This is a genomic window from Promicromonospora sp. NPDC090134 (assembly GCF_044746965.1).
Classification (GTDB): Bacteria; Actinomycetota; Actinomycetes; order Actinomycetales; family Cellulomonadaceae; genus Promicromonospora.
Genome location: NZ_JBIVCZ010000005.1, coordinates 52,210 through 68,199, shown reverse-complemented (window position 1 = coordinate 68,199; position 15,990 = coordinate 52,210). Strand labels below are relative to the sequence as shown.

The following is a 15,990-nucleotide window of genomic DNA, read 5'->3' as shown; positions in this document are numbered from 1 at the left end:
GATGCTAGGTCAGGTGACCGTCAGCATCCCGTCGTCGTCCAGCCGCACCCGCACCCGGCGCCGCCAGGCGTCGTCCGGACGCGGGAAGTCCGTGCGGTAGTGGCCGCCGCGGGTCTCCTCGCGCAGCCACGCCGCCCGGGTCAGGGCGCGGGCGACCATGTGCACGTTGGTGGTCTCCCACTCGGCGGCCTGGGGCTCGGCCACGACGTCGGCCGCCCGGTGCGCGTCGGCGCGCACGGCGCCGAGCCGCTCGTCGACCTCGGCCAGGGACCGGGCCGACCGGATCACGCCCGCCCCGGCCGACGTCACCTTCTGGATCCGCGACCGGGCCGCGGCCGCGACCAGCGCCGACCCGCCCGGCCGTTCGGCCGGTTCGTCCTGCTTCAGCTCGCCCGCGTCGAACCGCTCCGCGACGTCCCGAGCCGCCCGCGAGGCGAACACGATGCCCTCCAGCAGCGAGTTCGACGCGAGCCGGTTGGCCCCGTGCACGCCGGTGCACGCGACCTCGCCGACCGCGTACAGCCCGTCCACCGAGGACCGCCCGTCGAGGTCGGTCACCACGCCGCCCGAGTGGTAGTGCTGGGCGGGCGCCACGGGCACCGGCTCCTCGGACCAGTCGATGCCGGACTGCAGCAGCCGCGCGTTGATCGTCGGGAACCGCGTGCGCAGGAACTCCCGGCCGAGGTGGCGGGCGTCGAGCAGCACGTTGTCCGCGCCGGTGGCGGCCATCTGCCGCACGATCGCGTGCGCGACGACGTCCCGCGGCGCCAGCTCGGCCATCTCGTGCACACCCGGCATGAAGCGGTGCCCGTTGACGTCGAGCAGCAGCGCGCCCTCGCCGCGGACGGCCTCCGAGATGAGCGGGAGCTGCCCCTTGGCGCCCGAGCCGAGCCACAGGACGGTCGGGTGGAACTGCACGAACTCCAGGTCGCCCAGCACCGCGCCCGCCCGGAGCGCCGCGGCGATCCCGTCGCCCGTCGCCCCCGCCGGGTTGGTGGAGGACCGGAACACCTGCCCGATCCCGCCGGTCGCCAGCACGACGGCGGGGGCCAGGACGGCGCCGACGCCGTCGCGCGAGCCCGTGCCCCGCACGTGCAGGGTCACGCCGCAGGCGCGCCCGCCCGCCGTGGTCAGCACGTCCAGCACGAGCGCGTTCTCGACCACCTCGATGCCCGGGTCGTGCCGCACGGCCTCGATCTGCGCGACGAGCGCGCGGGAGATCTCCGCGCCCGTGGCGTCGCCGCCGGCGTGCGCGATGCGGTCGGCGTGGTGGCCGCCCTCGCGGGTGAGCGCGATGTCGCCGTCGGCAGCCTTGTCGAAGACGGCGCCGCGCGCGACGAGCTCCCGCACGCGGGCCGGGCCCTCGGTGACCAGCACCTGCACGGCCGCCGGGTCGGACAGGCCGCCGCCGGCGGCGAGCGTGTCCGCCAGGTGCGCCTCGGGCGAGTCGGACGGGTCGAGCGCGGCGGCGATGCCGCCCTGCGCCCACACGGTCGAGCCGGAGGACAGCTCACCCTTGGTCACGAGCACCACGCGCGGCACACGCGTGCGGAGCTCCAGCGCCGCAGTGAGGCCCGCGATCCCGGAGCCGACGACGATGGCGTCGGCCTCGACCGTCCAACCGGGCGCGGGGGCCGCGAGGGACCGGGCCAGGCGCGGTCCCGGTCCGGGCGTGTTGCTCACGCCCGGCCCGACGCCGTGCGCACCAGGCCGGCGTGCTGGAACGGCTCGATCGGCAGGCCGCTCTCCTCCAGCCCGTAGCCGTCGGGCACGTGCCCGGGCTCGTCGTTGATCTCGACGATGCGGTTGTCCCCGTCGACGAACACGACGTGCGGCAGGAACGTGCGCGCGTCGTGGTCGGAGAGCATGCCGTAGCCGATGAGGATGACGACGTCGCCCGGGCTGACCAGGTGGGCGGCCGCGCCGTTGATGCAGATCTGGCCGGAGCCGGGCTCGCCGGGGATCACGTAGGTGGTCAGCCGGGCGCCGTTGGTCACGTCGACCACGTCGACCTGCTGGCCGGGCACGAGGTCGGCGGCGTCGAGCAGGTCGGCGTCCACGGTGATGGAACCGACGTAGTGCAGGTCCGCCTGCGTCACGGTGGCGCGGTGGATCTTGGAGATCATCATCGGCCGCTGCAGCGAGGCGGGGCGGCCGACGGGCGGACGGTGCTCGGTGGTGCTCATGGTGTTACCTCTGGACCTCGGGCGAGACCTCGACGGCCTGGTTGTCGATCAGTCGGGTGGAACCCACCCGTGCGGCCACGAGCAGCAGCGCGGGGCCGGAGAAGTCGTCGGTGACCGCGTCCACGGTCACCGGATCGACGAGCGCCAGGTAGTCGACCACGACGCCGTCGGCCCCGTCCAGCACTTCGCGCGCGTCGTTGATCACACCCGGGGCGCCGCGGTCCGCGGCCGCGGCCCCCGCCCGCAACGCGCGCGACAGCGCCAGGGCCCGCTGGCGCTCCTCCGGCGCGAGGTATGCGTTGCGCGAGGACAGGGCCAGGCCGTCGCCCTCGCGCACCGTCGGCACGCCCACCACCGCGACCGGCACCTCCAGGTCACGCACCATGCGGCGCACGGCCAGGAGCTGCTGGGCGTCCTTCTCGCCGAACAGCGCAACGTCGGGCCGCACCAGGTGCATCAGCTTGAGCACCACGGTGAGCACGCCGTCCAGGTGCCCGGGGCGGGACGCACCCTCCAGCACCTCCCCGATCCGCCCGGCGGACACCCGCACCACGGGGTCGCCGTCCGGGTAGACGACGTCGGGCGTGGGCGCGAAGACGACGTCGGCCCCGACGCCGGCCAGCTTGGCGACGTCGCCGTCCAGGTCGCGGGGGTACGTGTCGAGGTCCTCGCCCGCCCCGAACTGGAGCGGGTTGACGAAGATGGTCACGACCACCTGACCGTTCGGCCCGGCCTCCGTGCGCGCCCGGCGCACGAGCTCCAGGTGGCCCTCGTGCAGCGCGCCCATGGTCATGACGACGGCGCGCTGCCCCGGCCCGGCGTCGGCGCCCTCCACGGGTCCGGTGAGGGCCCAGCGCATCTGGGCGTCCTGCAGCTCGGGGCGGGTGCGGACCACGAGCGGGGTACGGGTGTCCGTGGCCTCGGTGCTCACTGTCGTTTCCTTCCTGCGTGCGACTCCCCGCTGGCGCCGTCCAGCGCGTCCAGCAGGGCCTGTGCGGCGGTGTCGCCGATGCGGTGGCTCGCCAGCGCGCGGCGCGTGGCCCCGCGGGCGAGCTCGATGTAGCTGTCGGGGATGTCGGTGGCGCCGCTGGCGGCGGCCAGCGCGCTCAGCTCGGTCAGGTGGCTGCGCACGGTGCCGACATCGCCCCGGGACACCGGTCCGGTGAGTGCGGAGATGGCGCCCGGCCCGACGCCGTCGCGCGCGTCCGCGGACCGCGTGGCCTGCTCCAGGGCCGCCGACAGGAGCGGGGCGAGCACCCGGCCGGGCAGCTCGACGCCGGCCGCCTCCAGCGCCTGCGCGGCCTGCGCCACGAGCACCACGAGGTGGTTCGCGCCGTGCGCGAGGGCCGCGTGGTACAGCCCGCGCGCCTGCTCGTCCACGACCACGGGCTCGCCGCCGATCTCGACCACGAGCGCCTGCCCGATGGGCAGCACGGGCGCGGGCGCGGTCACGGCGAACGTGCAGCCCTCCAGCCGGGCCAGGTCGAGCGACGTCCCGGTGAACGTCATGGCGGGGTGGATCGCGAGCGGGATCGCGCCGCCCAGCCGGGCGGGCTCCAGGACGGCGGTCCCGAAGCGGCCGGACGTGTGGATCGCGAGCTGCCCCGGCTGCCAGGCCCCCGTGTCGGCGAGGCCGGAGACCAGGGGGCCCAGGGCGTCGTCGGGCACCGCGAGCAGGACCAGCTCGGCCCGCTCCACGACGTCGGGCACCTCGAGGTTGGGGACGCCGGGCAGGAGCGTCTCGATACGCTCCCGGGAGTCCTCCGAGATGCCGCTCGCGCCGACCACCGCGTGTCCCGCGGCCCGCAGCGCGTTGCCGAGCACCGCGCCCACGCGTCCCGCGCCCACCACACCGACGCCCAGCCGACCGGGCCGGCGGACCGCCTCGTCGGGGTCACTCAACGGTCACTCCCCCTGTCTTTCCATCCATCGTTCGGGGCCCGCCGCCGCGCGCGCCGTGCGCGCACGCCGGGCCTGCTCGGTCATGAGCAGCGCCGCGTCGGCGGCCTCGAGGTGCGGCACCTCGGGATGCACCGGGCCCTCCGTGGAGTGCACCTGGAACGACGCCACGCCCAGCCGGCGCTGCCACGGCCCCTGGCTCACGGCCAGCGACTGCGTCCGCTCGTGCGGCACCACGTCCAGCACCTTCACCACACGGCCCCGGCGCAGCAGCAGCGCCCGGCCCGTCACGGTGAACCCGTTGCGGCGCCACGCCACCGGGTCCAGTATGCGGGTCCGCCGGGGCGCCGTGACGTAGGCGCTCTCCGTGCGGGAGTCGCCGTCCAGACCCGCGTCCAGGACGCGGCGCGGCTCGTCGACGCCGAGGTCGGGCAGCACGAGGGAGAGCACGGTCAGCGCCTCCTCGCGGGTACCGACCGGGAGCAGCACGCTGTTCTTCTCCTCGCTCTCCCCGCCGTAGCCCGCCACGTTCACCTGGACGCGCCACCAGTCGCGGTCCCGCCACAGCAGGCCCTGCACCAGGCGGACGGCCTGCACGCGGCCGGGCGGGATGGTCTGGGAGCGGGTCTCGAGCATGCCGTGCCGCAGGCGGACGCCGTCGGGCGAGATGGCCACCCGGAAGTCGAACTCGCCGGTCAGCCGGTTGAACAGGTACCCGCCCGCGCCCAGCACGGCGGGCAGCGAGGCGGAGATGACGGCGAACTCGCCCGTGACGATCATGACCACCACCACGCCGAGCGCCCACAGGATCAGCGTGATCATCGCCCCCGAGCGCACCACCGAGGCGATGAGCCGGCCCAGGGGCACGGTCAGGACGGGCACCTGGGGCGCCTCGAGGCTGCCGGCGGGCAGGGGCTGCGGCAGGTCCTGGGCCGGGCCGCCGGCGTCGTGGGGCAGCGTCCCGTCCGGGGCGGGAGCGGTCACCGCGTCGGACGGCGCCGGGGCGGCGCCGGCCACGTGCCGCGTGCCGCCCACCTTGAGACCCGCGGCGCGGGCGAGGAGCTCGGCGCGCAGCTCGTCGGCGTCGGCGCCCTTGAGGAACCCGATGGCCACGCCGGAGTCCGTGCCACCCGCGGTCTCGAGCGTGAGCTCGCACAGCCCGAAGAACCGGGCCACGAGCGGCTGCCGGATGTCCACCGACTGCAGGCGGTCCAGCCGTGCGTGCCGCTGCTGCCGGAACAGGATGCCGCGCCGCAGGTGCACGGTCTCCTCACCGACGGCGAACGTCGTCATGCGCCAGGCCAGCGCCGAGTAGCCCCAGCCCACGAGGGCCACGGCCGCCAGCGCCGCCAGCAGCGTCCACCAGTACTCGCTGGACACGAGGGCGACGAGGCCGCCGCGCGGCCCGCCCTCGAGGCTCTGCTGCCCCAGGATCACGACGGCCGCGCCGACCACCGCCCAGCCCCGCACCAGCGGGGTGATCGGGTGCACGCGGCGCCACTCCAGCGTCTCCGGCGAGTCCGGTCCGAGGCCGTCGAAGGCGGAGCGCCCCGGGTCGACGTCGTGCTCCGGCATGGTCACAGCCCCGCCAGACGGGCCTCGCCACGGGACGCCAGGCGGTCGCGCAGGCGTGCCGCCTCGTCCGGGGGCAGGCCCGGGATCTGGGCGTCCGTGCCGACCGACGCCGTGTGGAGCTGCACCTTGGCCAGACCCAGCCTGCGGTCGAGCGGGCCCGCCTCGACGTCCACGTACTGCATGCGGCCGTAGGGCACCACGACCATCGAGCGGAACATGACGCCCTTGCGGATGAGCAGGTCGTCGTCGCGCTCGGCGTACCCGATCGCCCGGACCTGGCGCGGGACCAGGAGGAACGACCAGAGCAGGAAGACGGCCGGGACCCCGGCGAGGATCCAGAACCAGGGACTCACGGTGACCGCGAGCACCACGCCCACGACCAGCGGGATCCCGAGGCTGATGGTGCCCGGGACGAGGCGGGCCGTCACGAGCCGCGGGGACACGCGGCTCCAGGTCACGTCGTGCGGTTCGAATGGGCTGGTCATGTTGGCCATTGTTCCGCAGACCCGGGCCTGTGGACAGCGAGGCGTCAGGCAGGCGCCGGGGACTCGCCCTCCTCGGAGCCGCTCCGGTCCTTGTCGGACGGCGGCAGCTCGCAGAACTTCTCCACGACCAGGCCGACCACGGCGAGCGCCACCGAGCACAGCACGGCGACCCCGGCTGCCACCGCGCGGTCCCGGCGCGGCTCGATCGCGAGGTCGCCCAGCACCACCAGCACCTGCGCCAGGTACCAGCCGCCCAGCAGGGCCCCGGTCAGGGCGGCGGCCTTCGCCAGGACGAGCGTCCGGGCGGCCCGGAGACCGTCGAGGTTGGGCCGCTTGCCCTTCTGGTAGGCCCGCACGCCCCAGCCCAGCCAGAAGATCGCCCCGGCCAGCGCCAGGATCGCGACGTCGACGAGCCACGGCACCACCGGGAGGTACACGGCGCGCGACTCGAGGGCACGCAGCACGAGCCAACCGACGACCGCGACTGCGACCAGGACTGCGATCAGGGATCTGACCGGGGTTCTGCGCATGTCAGGCGTCGCGCCCCCGCTCGTCCCGGACCGGCACCCACGAGGGCACCGAGTCGATCGGGCCGTCCGACGCCGGGAGCGACTGCTCGGTCGCGTAGCCCGGCACCCGGATCACGGTGTGGTCGTTGTCGTAGGCGTCCCGGATCCCGTTCGAGTGGTCGTTGGAGAGGCCGTTCGAGTGGCCGTTCTGGGCCGGGTCGGGCGCCCCGTTCTGCGGTGTGCCGACCGGGGCGAACACGGGCGCGGCCGGCTCCTGCGGCGCGCCGCCCATCGGCGGGAACACCCCGCTCTGCTGCCGCGACGGGTTGACCGGGGCGAAGACCGGCTTGGCCGGCGCCGAGGACGCCGGGGGCAGCGGCTCGCGCTCCGGGTCCTCGTGGGCCGTGTCCCGGACCGCGCGGGGTGCGATCGGCACCGGCGGGGCCGGGACGAGTGCCTCCTCGGGCGGCGGCACGACGGACCCGTTGCCCGGCACGCCGATCGGCGTGGCCGGACGCGGGGCCGCGGGAGCCGCCTGCGCCTGGTGCGGGATGGGTACGGAACCGCCGGGGCCCGGCACCTGCCCGCTGGGGTAGCCCTGCGGGTGGGCGGGGTCCAGGTCCACCGGGCCGCTGTGGTGCGCCTGCGGCTGACCGCCGCCCGGCACCTCGACCACAGGGCCGCCGGGCGAGGCCTGCGGGCGCCCGCTCGGCGGGAGCGACGGCGGCAGGGCCGGCGGCATCTCGACGGGGTGGACGTCCTGCCCGGCGTCGTCGGGCACAGCGGGGTGGTTCGAGGCCGTGGTGCCGCCGCCCTGCTCGGGCTCGGGATCGGTCAGCCAGTCGAGCGCGAGCCAGCGGATGCCGGTCCGGTCGGGTGCCGTCGCCGCGAGCTGGGCCACGGGTCCGCCGCCCAGGCCGGGCAGCACCGCGTCCGGCGCGATCTGCGACCACGGCTCCAGCACGAAGGCGCGCTCGTGCGCGCGGGGGTGCGGGATCTCGATGTCCTCGGCGGAGTCGGTCAGGGTGCCGTAGGTGATCAGGTCGACGTCGAGCGTGCGGGCGCCCCAGCGCTCCTCGCGGGTGCGGCCGTGCAGGTTCTCGACCTCCTGGCAGGCCTGCAGCAGCCCGCGCGCCGGGAGGGTGGTGCGGGCCAGCAGCACCGCGTTGAGGTAGTCGGGCTGGTCCTCCGGACCGCCGACCGCGGCCGTGCGGGCCAGCGGCGACACGTCGGTGATCTGCACGCCGGGCACGCGGTCCAGCTCGGCGACCGCCGACCGCATGGTCGCCTGCGGATCGCCGAGGTTCGCGCCGATCGCGATGACCACGTCCACGTACCCGGCGGGCACCTCGTCGAACCGGTCGCGCGGCTCGGCCTGGTACGGCTGCTCCTGGGCGTACTGCTCCTGCGCGAACGCCGGTTCGGGCTGCCCGACGGCGGAGTCGGGGACGGCGGCCGAGACCCGGGTCGCCTCCATGTCGCCCTGGTCGTACTGCGGCTCGAACATCTGGTCGTACTGGTTCGGCTGGGCGTCGCGCCGCGGCTGCTCGTACGGCTGCGGCTCGAAGCCCTGCTGGGCCTGGTCGTACGAGGGCTGCTCGAACTGCTGCAGCTGCTGGTCGAAGCTGTTGTGCTGGTCGATCCCGGGCCGCTGGTCGAGCCCCTGGACGGACTCGTACTGCTGGACCGGCTCGAACGCGGGCTCGGGCTGGAACGCCTCCGGCTGGAAGTGCTCCTCCGGCTGGAACTGCTCGGGCTGCTGGAACACCGGCTCCTTGCCGGGGACGTCCCGCTGCTCGGCCGGCGCCGGGGCCTCGGCCTGCAGCTCCCACGGAGCGGGGATCACCTGGAGCGGCTCGGGTGCGATGAGCTCGGGCTGCGGGAGCGGCTCCGGCTCCTCCGCGAGCGGCGCGGCGGGTGCCACCGCAGGCACCCGGTCCACGAGCGGCTCCGCCTCGAACGGTTCGGCCGCGAACTGCGCCGGCTCGGCCGGCTGGTAGGACTCGGCGGCCTGGTAGGGCTCAGGGGCCTGGTACTGCTCAGGGGCCTGGTACTGCTCGGGGGCCTGGTAGGGCTCCGCCGGCTGGTACGCATCGGCCGGCTGGTAGGGCTCGTACGGCTCGGGCCGGAACTGCTCCGGCTCCTCGGCGACGGGCCGGGCCACGGGCTCGAAGTCCTGCGGCTCGGGCGTCTCGGCCGGGACCGGCTCGGCCGCGGGCTCGGGCAGCACGCCGGCGGCGAGCAGCGCCGCCGGCACCGCCACGACGGGCATGCGCGTGCGGTCGCGGCGGATCGCCACCTCGACGTCGGCGAACGGCACCGGGATCGGCGCGTGCGGCTTGTGCACCCGCACGTCCACCGCCTCGATCTGCGGGCGGGCCAGCACGGCCGCGGCGATACGCTCCGCGACCGTCTCGATCAGGTCGGCGGGATCGCCCTTCAGGATGTCGTGGACGTCCGCCGCGACGTCCGCGTAGCTCACGGTCTGTGCCAGGTCGTCACCGGCGGCCGCCGGGCGCGTGTCCATGTACAGCACGACGTCGGCCCGGAACTCCTGGCCCGTCTGCCGTTCCGACGGCAGCACCCCGTGGTACCCCCGCGCGCTCACGCCGCTCAGCTGGATCTGGTCCAGCGCGCGGCCGTCCGGGCCTGTGACGCCCGTTCCGAACGCTGTGGTCACCGTGGTCCTCCCCCATCGTCGTTGCGTGCACCGGAATCCTGCCAGGTTGGCATGTCTTGTCCCCCGGCCGTCCACGATTCTGTGGTCAAGGCCACGGTGGAAGTCAATGCCTCCGGTGCGGAAGGGGAAGAGGTACCCGGTGACCCTACCCGGGCCGCGCCGTCCGCGGCGGTCCACGCGGCGGCGACCTTGACGGCGTCGGCGCTCGCCCGGACGGTGTGCACGCGCACGCACCAGGCGCCCGCGGCGGCCGACAGCGCCGAGATCGCGGCCGTCGCGTCGTCGCGCGCCCGCGGCGGCGCCGGACGCCCCGCCGGGTCGGCGAGCAGGTGGCCGAGGAACCGCTTGCGGGACGCGCCCACGAGCACCGGACGGCCGAGCTGGTGCAGCGCGTCGAGATGAGCCAGCAGCGGCCAGTTGAGCACGCCGGCCTTGGCGAAGCCGAGCCCGGGGTCGAGGATCAGCTGCTCGGGCCGGACCCCGTCGTCGTGCAGCGCGGCCATGCGCGCCGCGAGCTCGTCGCGGACGTCGGCGACGACGTCGTCGTACACCTCGAGGTCGTCCATGACGTCGGCGTGCCCGCGCCAGTGCATCGCCACGTACGCGGCGCCGGTCTCGGCGACCGCGCGCCCCATCGCCGGGTCGGCGAGGCCGCCCGAGACGTCGTTCACGATGCGGGCGCCGGCGGCCACCGCCCGCTCGGCGACGGCCGCGCGCGTGGTGTCCACGCTCACGACGGCGCCGCGCGCGGCGAGCTGCTCGATCACGGGCAGCACCCGCGCCAGCTCCTGGTCCTGCGGCACCCGGACGGACCCCGGCCGGGTGGACTCGCCGCCCACGTCGAGGATGTCCGCCCCCTCGCCGAGCAGCTCCAGCCCGTGCGCGACCGCGGCAGAGGGCTCGAACCACTCGCCGCCGTCCGAGAACGAGTCCGGGGTGACGTTGACCACACCCATCACCAGGGTGCGGCCCGTCCCGGACAGCTCCGGCAGGCCCTGCACCCGGGCGTCCCGGGCGGGGTGCCGGACGGCGGCGGACACCGTCACCTCCCGAGGATGAGGCTCATCGCCTCGGCTCGCGTCGCACCGTCCCGCATGACGCCGCGCACCGCGGAGGTGATCGTGCGCGAGCCGGGCTTGCGCACACCGCGCATCGACATGCACAGGTGCTCGCACTGGACCACCACGAGCACGCCGCGCGGTTCGAGGATCTCCACCAGGGAGTCCGCGATCTGCGTGGTCATCCGCTCCTGCACCTGCGGGCGGCGCGCGTAGACCTCGACGAGGCGGGCCAGCTTGCTCAGCCCGGTGATGCGCCCGTCCACGTTCGGGATGTACCCCACGTGCGCGACGCCGTGGAACGGCACCAGGTGGTGCTCGCAGGTGGAGTACACCTCGATGTCCTTGACCAGCACCATCTCCTCGTGCCCGAGGTCGAAGGTGGTGGTCAGCACCTCCTCGGGCTCCTGGCGCAGGCCCGCGAAGATCTCCCGGTACGCCCGGGCGACCCGGGCCGGCGTCTCGCGCAGGCCCTCCCGCTCGGGGTCCTCGCCGACGGCGAGGAGGAACTCGCGTACCGCCGCCTCGGCCCGTGCGGCGTCGTACGGCGGGATGTCCGCCGCACGCCGCACGGGCGTGGACAGGGGTGTGATGGACCCGTCGGTCATCGTGGTGCTCCGGTCAGTTCGTCGGGTCCGTCGGCACGTTGTCCGACGGCGTCGCCGTGTCCACCACTGCCTCGTCCTGCGGCACCATCGCGGCGTGCCCGTTCTGGGCCGCCAGCTCCTTGGGCGTCAGCACGGGGCCGCGCGTGTGCACGGTGCGCTGCTCGCTGGAGAGCCAGACGTCGCGCGCGGCGCGCTTCTCGACGGGCGCGAAGACGTCCGCGAGCTCCTTCTGGTTCAGCGTCTCCTTCTCGAGCAGACGCAGCACCAGCTCGTCGAGCACGTCGCGGTACTGGGTCAGCACCTCCCACGCCTCGTCGTGCGCGGCCTCGACGAGCTTGCGCACCTCGTTGTCGATGGTGCCCGCGACCGCCTCGGAGTAGTCCCGCTCGTGCCCGTAGTCACGGCCGAGGAACGGCTCGCCCGAGCTCGTGCCGAGCTTGATCGCGCCGACCCGCTCGCTCATGCCGTACTCGGTGACCATCTTGCGGGCGATGGCCGAGGCCTTCTCGATGTCGTTCGAGGCGCCCGTGGTGGGGTCGTGGAACACGATCTCCTCGGCCACGCGCCCGCCCATCGCGTAGGCGAGCTGGTCGAGCAGCTCGTTGCGCGTGGTCGAGTACTTGTCCTCCAGCGGCATCACCATGGTGTAGCCCAGGGCGCGGCCACGCGGCAGGATCGTCACCTTGGTGACGGGGTCCGTGTAGCGCATCGCCGCGGCCACCAGGGCGTGCCCGCCCTCGTGGTAGGCGGTGATCTTCTGCTCCTTGGACTGCATGACGCGCGTGCGCTTCTGCGGGCCGGCCACGACGCGGTCGATCGCCTCGTCGAGCGCGCGGTCGTCGATGAGCTGGGCACCGCTGCGCGCGGTGAGCAGGGCGGCCTCGTTCAGCACGTTCGCCAGGTCGGCACCCGTGAAGCCGGGGGTCCGGCGGGCGACCGCCGCGAGGTCCACCTCGGGGACCATCGGCTTGCCCTGCGCGTGCACGTCGAGGATCGCCTCGCGGCCCTTGAGGTCCGGGGCCTCCACGGCGACCTGACGGTCGAAGCGGCCCGGGCGCAGCAGGGCCGGGTCCAGGATGTCGGGGCGGTTGGTCGCGGCGATGAGGATGACGTTCGTCTTGACGTCGAAGCCGTCCATCTCGACGAGCATCTGGTTCAGCGTCTGCTCGCGCTCGTCGTGCCCGCCGCCCATGCCTGCGCCGCGGTGGCGGCCGACGGCATCGATCTCGTCGACGAAGATGATCGCGGGCGAGTTCTGCTTGGCCTGCTCGAACAGGTCGCGGACGCGGCTGGCGCCCACGCCGACGAACATCTCGACGAAGTCGGAGCCGGAGATCGAGTAGAACGGCACCCCGGCCTCACCCGCGACGGCGCGCGCGATGAGGGTCTTGCCGGTGCCGGGCGGGCCGTACAGCAGCACGCCCTTGGGGATCTTGGCGCCCACGGCCTGGAACTTGGCGGGCTCGGCGAGGAACTCCTTGATCTCCTGGAGCTCCTCCACGGCCTCGTCCGCGCCCGCGACGTCGGCGAAGGTCACCTGCGGGGTGTCCTTGCTGACGAGCTTGGCCTTGGACTTGCCGAAGCCCATGACCCGGTTGCCGCCGCCCTGGGCCCGCGACAGCAGGAACCAGAACACGACGCCGATCAGCAGGAACGGGATCAGCACCGACAGCATGGAGGACCAGAAGCTGGGCTGCGGCACCTCCGAGTCGAACCCGTCGGCCGGGTCGGACTTCACGATCGCGTCCTCGACCCGGTCGCCCTGCGGCACCGTGTAGAAGAACTCGACCGTCTTGCCGTGGTCGACCTCCTCGGCGGCGTCGCCGTCACCCTCGGTCGACTTGTACGCCTTGGTGAGCTCGAGCTCGACCCGCTGCTCGCCTTCGACCATGAGGGCATGCTTCACCGTGCTGCCGTCGAGCAGCTCGATCCCCTGTGACGTCTCGATCCGCGAGACGTTGGGCTGGTTCAGTGCCGAGATGGCCAGCGTCACCACGACCAAGGCGACCAGGATCCAGATGACGGGCCCACTCAGAAGCTTCTTGATGTTCATCGGCGACGGGGACTAGGCCCCGTTTCCCTCCGCTCGCGCAGTATGTATCCGTCGAAACTACATGGTCTCCCTGAGAGGAGCCCCGAGTGTTCGCCCAGAGCATGTGACTCCTGCACCACACTCGCCCGGACGCGACGAACCGTCCGGGACGGGCACCGTTCAGCCGCCGTAGACGTGCGGTGCCAGGGTGGCAACGAACGGCAGGTTGCGATAGTTCTCCGCGTAGTCGAGGCCGTAGCCCACCACGAACTCGTTCGGGATGTCGTAGCCGAGGTACTTCACGTCGACGTCGGCCTGCGCGGCGTCCGGCTTGCGGAGCATCGAGGCGATCTCGACCGACTCGGGGCCGCGCGAGCGCAGGTTCGACACCAGCCAGGACAGCGTGAGACCCGAGTCGATGACGTCCTCGACGATGAGCACGTTGCGGCCCGTCAGGTCGGACCGGAGGTCCATCAGGATGCGCACCACCCCGGAGGACTTGGTGCCCGAGCCGTAGGACGACACGGCCATCCAGTCCATCTGGGCCTTGTGGTGCAGGCGCCGGGACAGGTCGGCCATCACCATGACCGCGCCCTTGAGCACGCCGACCAGGAGCAGGTCCTTGCCCGCATAGTCCGCGTCGATCTGGGCGGCCATCTCGTCGAGCTTCTTGCTGAGCTGCTCCTCGGTGAGCAGCACCTCTGCGAGGTCGGTTCCGACGTCGGACTTGTCCACGAGTCACTCCTGAGTCGTTGTGGGGGGTCTGACGCCGGTCCAGCCGTCCGAGGTCCCGGTCGGCGCGGCGCGCAGGAAAAGCCTGCCACACGCACGACGCGCCCGTGCGCCGCCCGGGAGCCCGGCCGGGCCCTGGCCGCTCCAGGACACGACGAACGCGTCGAGCGCGTCGACGTGCCGCGTGGTGGTGTCCGTCGGCCGGCAGCCGGCCGCGAGCGCCGCGAGCCGCAGGGCCCGGCGCCGCAGGGCCGGGTGGGCCGCCGCGAGAACGCCGACGTCGAGGGCGCGCTCGCCGGGTTCTCCCACCGGGCCGTCCTGCGCCGCCGCCCCCGCCCGCGCCAGGAGGTCGGCCGCGAGGGAGTCCAGCAGGTCGGCGTCGTCCCGGGCCTGGTCCGCCGTGCGCGCGAGGGCCTCGGCGACGCCCGGCCCGAGCGTCGCCTCGAGCACCGGCAGCACGCGCCCCCGCACCTGGGAGCGCAGCGGCGTGAACTGCTCCGCGGGTCCCGCGTCGGGCAGCAGGTTGGTCGGGTCGGTCCAGAAGTCGAGGCCGGACGCCGCGCACACCGCCTCGGTCTGCGCGCGGCGCAGCCCGAGGAAGGGCCTGGCGAAGATGCCGCGCTCGCGCGGCATCCCGGCGAGCGAGCGGGCGCCGGCGCCGCGCGCGAGGCCGAGCAGCACCTGTTCCGCCTGGTCGTCGAGGGTGTGCCCGAGCAGCACCCGGCGGGCGCCGGTCTCGGCGACCGCCTCCTCGAACGTGCGGTACCGCACCTCCCGGGCGGCGGCCTCGGGTCCAGCGGGGGCCGGGGCGCCGGGCCAGTCCGGCCTGCGGACCAGCACCGGGTCCAGGCCCAGGGCGCGGCACTGCGCGGCGGCCCGGGCGGCGACGTCGGCCGACCCCGCCTGCAGCCCGTGGTCCACGATCACCGCGCCCGCCCGGACGGCGTGCCCGCGCGAGCGCACCGACCGTCCGACGCGGCGGGCCTCGAAGGCCACCGCCGTGGCGAGGGCGAGGCTGTCGGCCCCGCCGGAGCACGCGACGAGCACGAGGTCGTCCGGGCCCAGGCCGAACAGCGCCGCCCGGACCGCGGTACGGGCCGCGGCGACGGCGGGGTCGACCCTGGCCACGGTCAGCCGTGCACCCGGCGCACCCACGCGCGGGCGTCCGCGATCTCCCGGGCGGTCGGCAGGTTCTCGGGCCCGGCCCACACGGCGTTGAGCCCCTCGCGCCCCACGGCCCGCTCCACGGACCGCACGAACGCGGCCCCGTCGCGGTACTGGGCGAGCTTGGCCTCCATGCCGAGCAGCTTCTGCACGACGACGTCGAACGTGCTGCGCCCCTCGCCGTCGCGCCGCCGCTCGAACTTGGCCCGGATGCGCCGCACGGACGGCACCACCCGCGGCCCGACGGCGTCCATCATCACGTCGGCGTGCCCCTCCAGGAGGGCCATGACGGCGGTGATGTCGGCGAGCTCGGCCTTCTGGTCGTGCGTGAGCACGCCGTCCATGATCGTGCCGCCCTCGCCGCGCAGGGCGTCGAGCACGCTCCGCCCGATCACGGCGATCTTCCGGTCGAACCGGGCCTTGGCCAGCTCGGCCGAGGTCCGGGCCATGCCCGCGACCAGGCCCTGGGTGCGGCCGCTCAGGTGCCCCGACAGCCAGGGCGCCGCGGCGAACTGGAGGGCGTGCGTCTGCTCGTGCAGGCAGACCCACAGGCGGAAGTCCGCCGTCGGGACCTCCAGCGCGCGCTCGGCCTGGAGCACGTTGGGGGCGACGAGGAGCAGGCGGCCCGGTCCGGAGTACGGGTCGAACTGGCCGAGCACCCGCCCGCTGAGCAGGGCGAGCACCGCCCCGATCTCGGCGGCGCCGGCCATCTGGGCGCCGGCCGAGGTGGCGCTCTTGGAGACCTCGGCGACGACGGCGCCGATCCCGTCCGTCATCACGGCCATCGACTGGGTGTTCGCGCGCGCCCAGGTCGCCCGGTCCACCACCGCGACCGGGCTCAGCGCCGCGCCGCCGGCGGCCTGGACGGCCGGCGTCATGCGCGTGGTCTCCAGCACGTGCCCGACGGCGTCGCCCGCCGCCGTCCGCAGGCCGCTCACCAGGGAGTCGAGCTCGTCCCGGTCCGCGCGGGGCCCGGGTGCGGCGAGACGTGCCGCGATCTGGGCGGCCGCCGACCAGTCGACGATCTGAGGGGTTGTGGAGACCTGGGTCACCGGACCACGG

The 15,990-nt window shown here is 74.5% G+C and carries 14 protein-coding genes; all 14 read right to left on the bottom strand.

All coding sequences use genetic code 11. From position 1 onward, the window contains the following. Positions 1–9 precede the first annotated feature (9 nt). Positions 10–1,683: an L-aspartate oxidase gene (locus ACIPN7_RS15015; protein ID WP_400543439.1), complete on the bottom strand. Its 1,674-nt coding sequence runs from the start codon at positions 1,681–1,683 to the stop codon at positions 10–12. Then, positions 1,680–2,186 (bottom strand): aspartate 1-decarboxylase, encoded by a 507-nt coding sequence (gene panD / locus ACIPN7_RS15010; protein WP_020017944.1) that lies wholly within the window; start codon positions 2,184–2,186, stop codon positions 1,680–1,682. The genes ACIPN7_RS15015 and panD overlap by 4 nt, the downstream gene beginning before the upstream one ends. Positions 2,187–2,190: 4 nt before the next feature. Next, positions 2,191–3,117: a pantoate--beta-alanine ligase gene (panC, locus tag ACIPN7_RS15005; RefSeq protein WP_400543435.1), complete on the bottom strand. Its 927-nt coding sequence runs from the start codon at positions 3,115–3,117 to the stop codon at positions 2,191–2,193. Further along, positions 3,114–4,088, bottom strand: a complete 975-nt coding sequence (locus ACIPN7_RS15000) for a Rossmann-like and DUF2520 domain-containing protein (RefSeq protein ID WP_400543432.1) — start codon at positions 4,086–4,088, stop codon at positions 3,114–3,116. Before ACIPN7_RS15000 ends, panC begins: the two co-directional genes overlap by 4 nt. Positions 4,089–4,091: 3 nt before the next feature. Then, complete coding sequence (locus tag ACIPN7_RS14995) at positions 4,092–5,660, bottom strand: PH domain-containing protein (RefSeq protein ID WP_400543429.1); 1,569 nt, start codon at positions 5,658–5,660, stop codon at positions 4,092–4,094. Between the two features lie 2 nt (positions 5,661–5,662). Continuing rightward, positions 5,663–6,154 carry a PH domain-containing protein gene (locus ACIPN7_RS14990; protein WP_400543427.1) on the bottom strand — a complete coding sequence of 164 codons (492 nt, stop codon included), beginning with the start codon at positions 6,152–6,154 and terminating at the stop codon, positions 5,663–5,665. A 35-nt stretch (positions 6,155–6,189) separates the two neighbouring features. Next, on the bottom strand, positions 6,190–6,675 hold the full coding sequence (locus ACIPN7_RS14985) for a DUF3180 domain-containing protein (RefSeq protein ID WP_400543424.1): 486 nt from the start codon (positions 6,673–6,675) through the stop codon (positions 6,190–6,192). Position 6,676: 1 nt separating this feature from the next. After that, on the bottom strand, positions 6,677–9,334 hold the full coding sequence (gene folK, locus ACIPN7_RS14980) for a 2-amino-4-hydroxy-6-hydroxymethyldihydropteridine diphosphokinase (protein ID WP_400543421.1): 2,658 nt from the start codon (positions 9,332–9,334) through the stop codon (positions 6,677–6,679). Further along, complete coding sequence (gene folP / locus ACIPN7_RS14975; RefSeq protein WP_400543418.1) at positions 9,331–10,380, bottom strand: dihydropteroate synthase; 1,050 nt, start codon at positions 10,378–10,380, stop codon at positions 9,331–9,333. The genes folK and folP overlap by 4 nt, the downstream gene beginning before the upstream one ends. Beyond that, complete coding sequence (folE, locus tag ACIPN7_RS14970; protein ID WP_400543415.1) at positions 10,377–11,000, bottom strand: GTP cyclohydrolase I FolE; 624 nt, start codon at positions 10,998–11,000, stop codon at positions 10,377–10,379. The genes folP and folE overlap by 4 nt, the downstream gene beginning before the upstream one ends. A 13-nt stretch (positions 11,001–11,013) precedes the next feature. Further along, positions 11,014–13,053 carry an ATP-dependent zinc metalloprotease FtsH gene (ftsH, locus tag ACIPN7_RS14965; protein ID WP_400543412.1) on the bottom strand — a complete coding sequence of 680 codons (2,040 nt, stop codon included), beginning with the start codon at positions 13,051–13,053 and terminating at the stop codon, positions 11,014–11,016. Positions 13,054–13,212: 159 nt separating this feature from the next. Beyond that, on the bottom strand, positions 13,213–13,767 hold the full coding sequence (gene hpt, locus ACIPN7_RS14960; protein WP_400543409.1) for a hypoxanthine phosphoribosyltransferase: 555 nt from the start codon (positions 13,765–13,767) through the stop codon (positions 13,213–13,215). Between the two features lie 3 nt (positions 13,768–13,770). After that, complete coding sequence (gene tilS / locus ACIPN7_RS14955; protein ID WP_400543406.1) at positions 13,771–14,892, bottom strand: tRNA lysidine(34) synthetase TilS; 1,122 nt, start codon at positions 14,890–14,892, stop codon at positions 13,771–13,773. 2 nt (positions 14,893–14,894) lie between these two features. After that, the gene (locus ACIPN7_RS14950; protein ID WP_400543403.1) at positions 14,895–15,980 is read right to left on the bottom strand and encodes a zinc-dependent metalloprotease; all 1,086 of its coding nucleotides are present in this window, start codon (positions 15,978–15,980) and stop codon (positions 14,895–14,897) included. Between the last annotated feature and the right edge of the window lie 10 nt (positions 15,981–15,990).

Coding starts and splice junctions, on each gene's coding strand:
- folE (WP_400543415.1), bottom strand. CDS start 11,000: ATGACCGACGGGTCCATCACACCCCTGTCCACGCCCGTGCGGCGTGCG.
- ACIPN7_RS14990 (WP_400543427.1), bottom strand. CDS start 6,154: ATGGCCAACATGACCAGCCCATTCGAACCGCACGACGTGACCTGGAGC.
- ACIPN7_RS14985 (WP_400543424.1), bottom strand. CDS start 6,675: ATGCGCAGAACCCCGGTCAGATCCCTGATCGCAGTCCTGGTCGCAGTC.
- ftsH (WP_400543412.1), bottom strand. CDS start 13,053: ATGAACATCAAGAAGCTTCTGAGTGGGCCCGTCATCTGGATCCTGGTC.
- panD (WP_020017944.1), bottom strand. CDS start 2,186: ATGAGCACCACCGAGCACCGTCCGCCCGTCGGCCGCCCCGCCTCGCTG.
- ACIPN7_RS14995 (WP_400543429.1), bottom strand. CDS start 5,660: ATGCCGGAGCACGACGTCGACCCGGGGCGCTCCGCCTTCGACGGCCTC.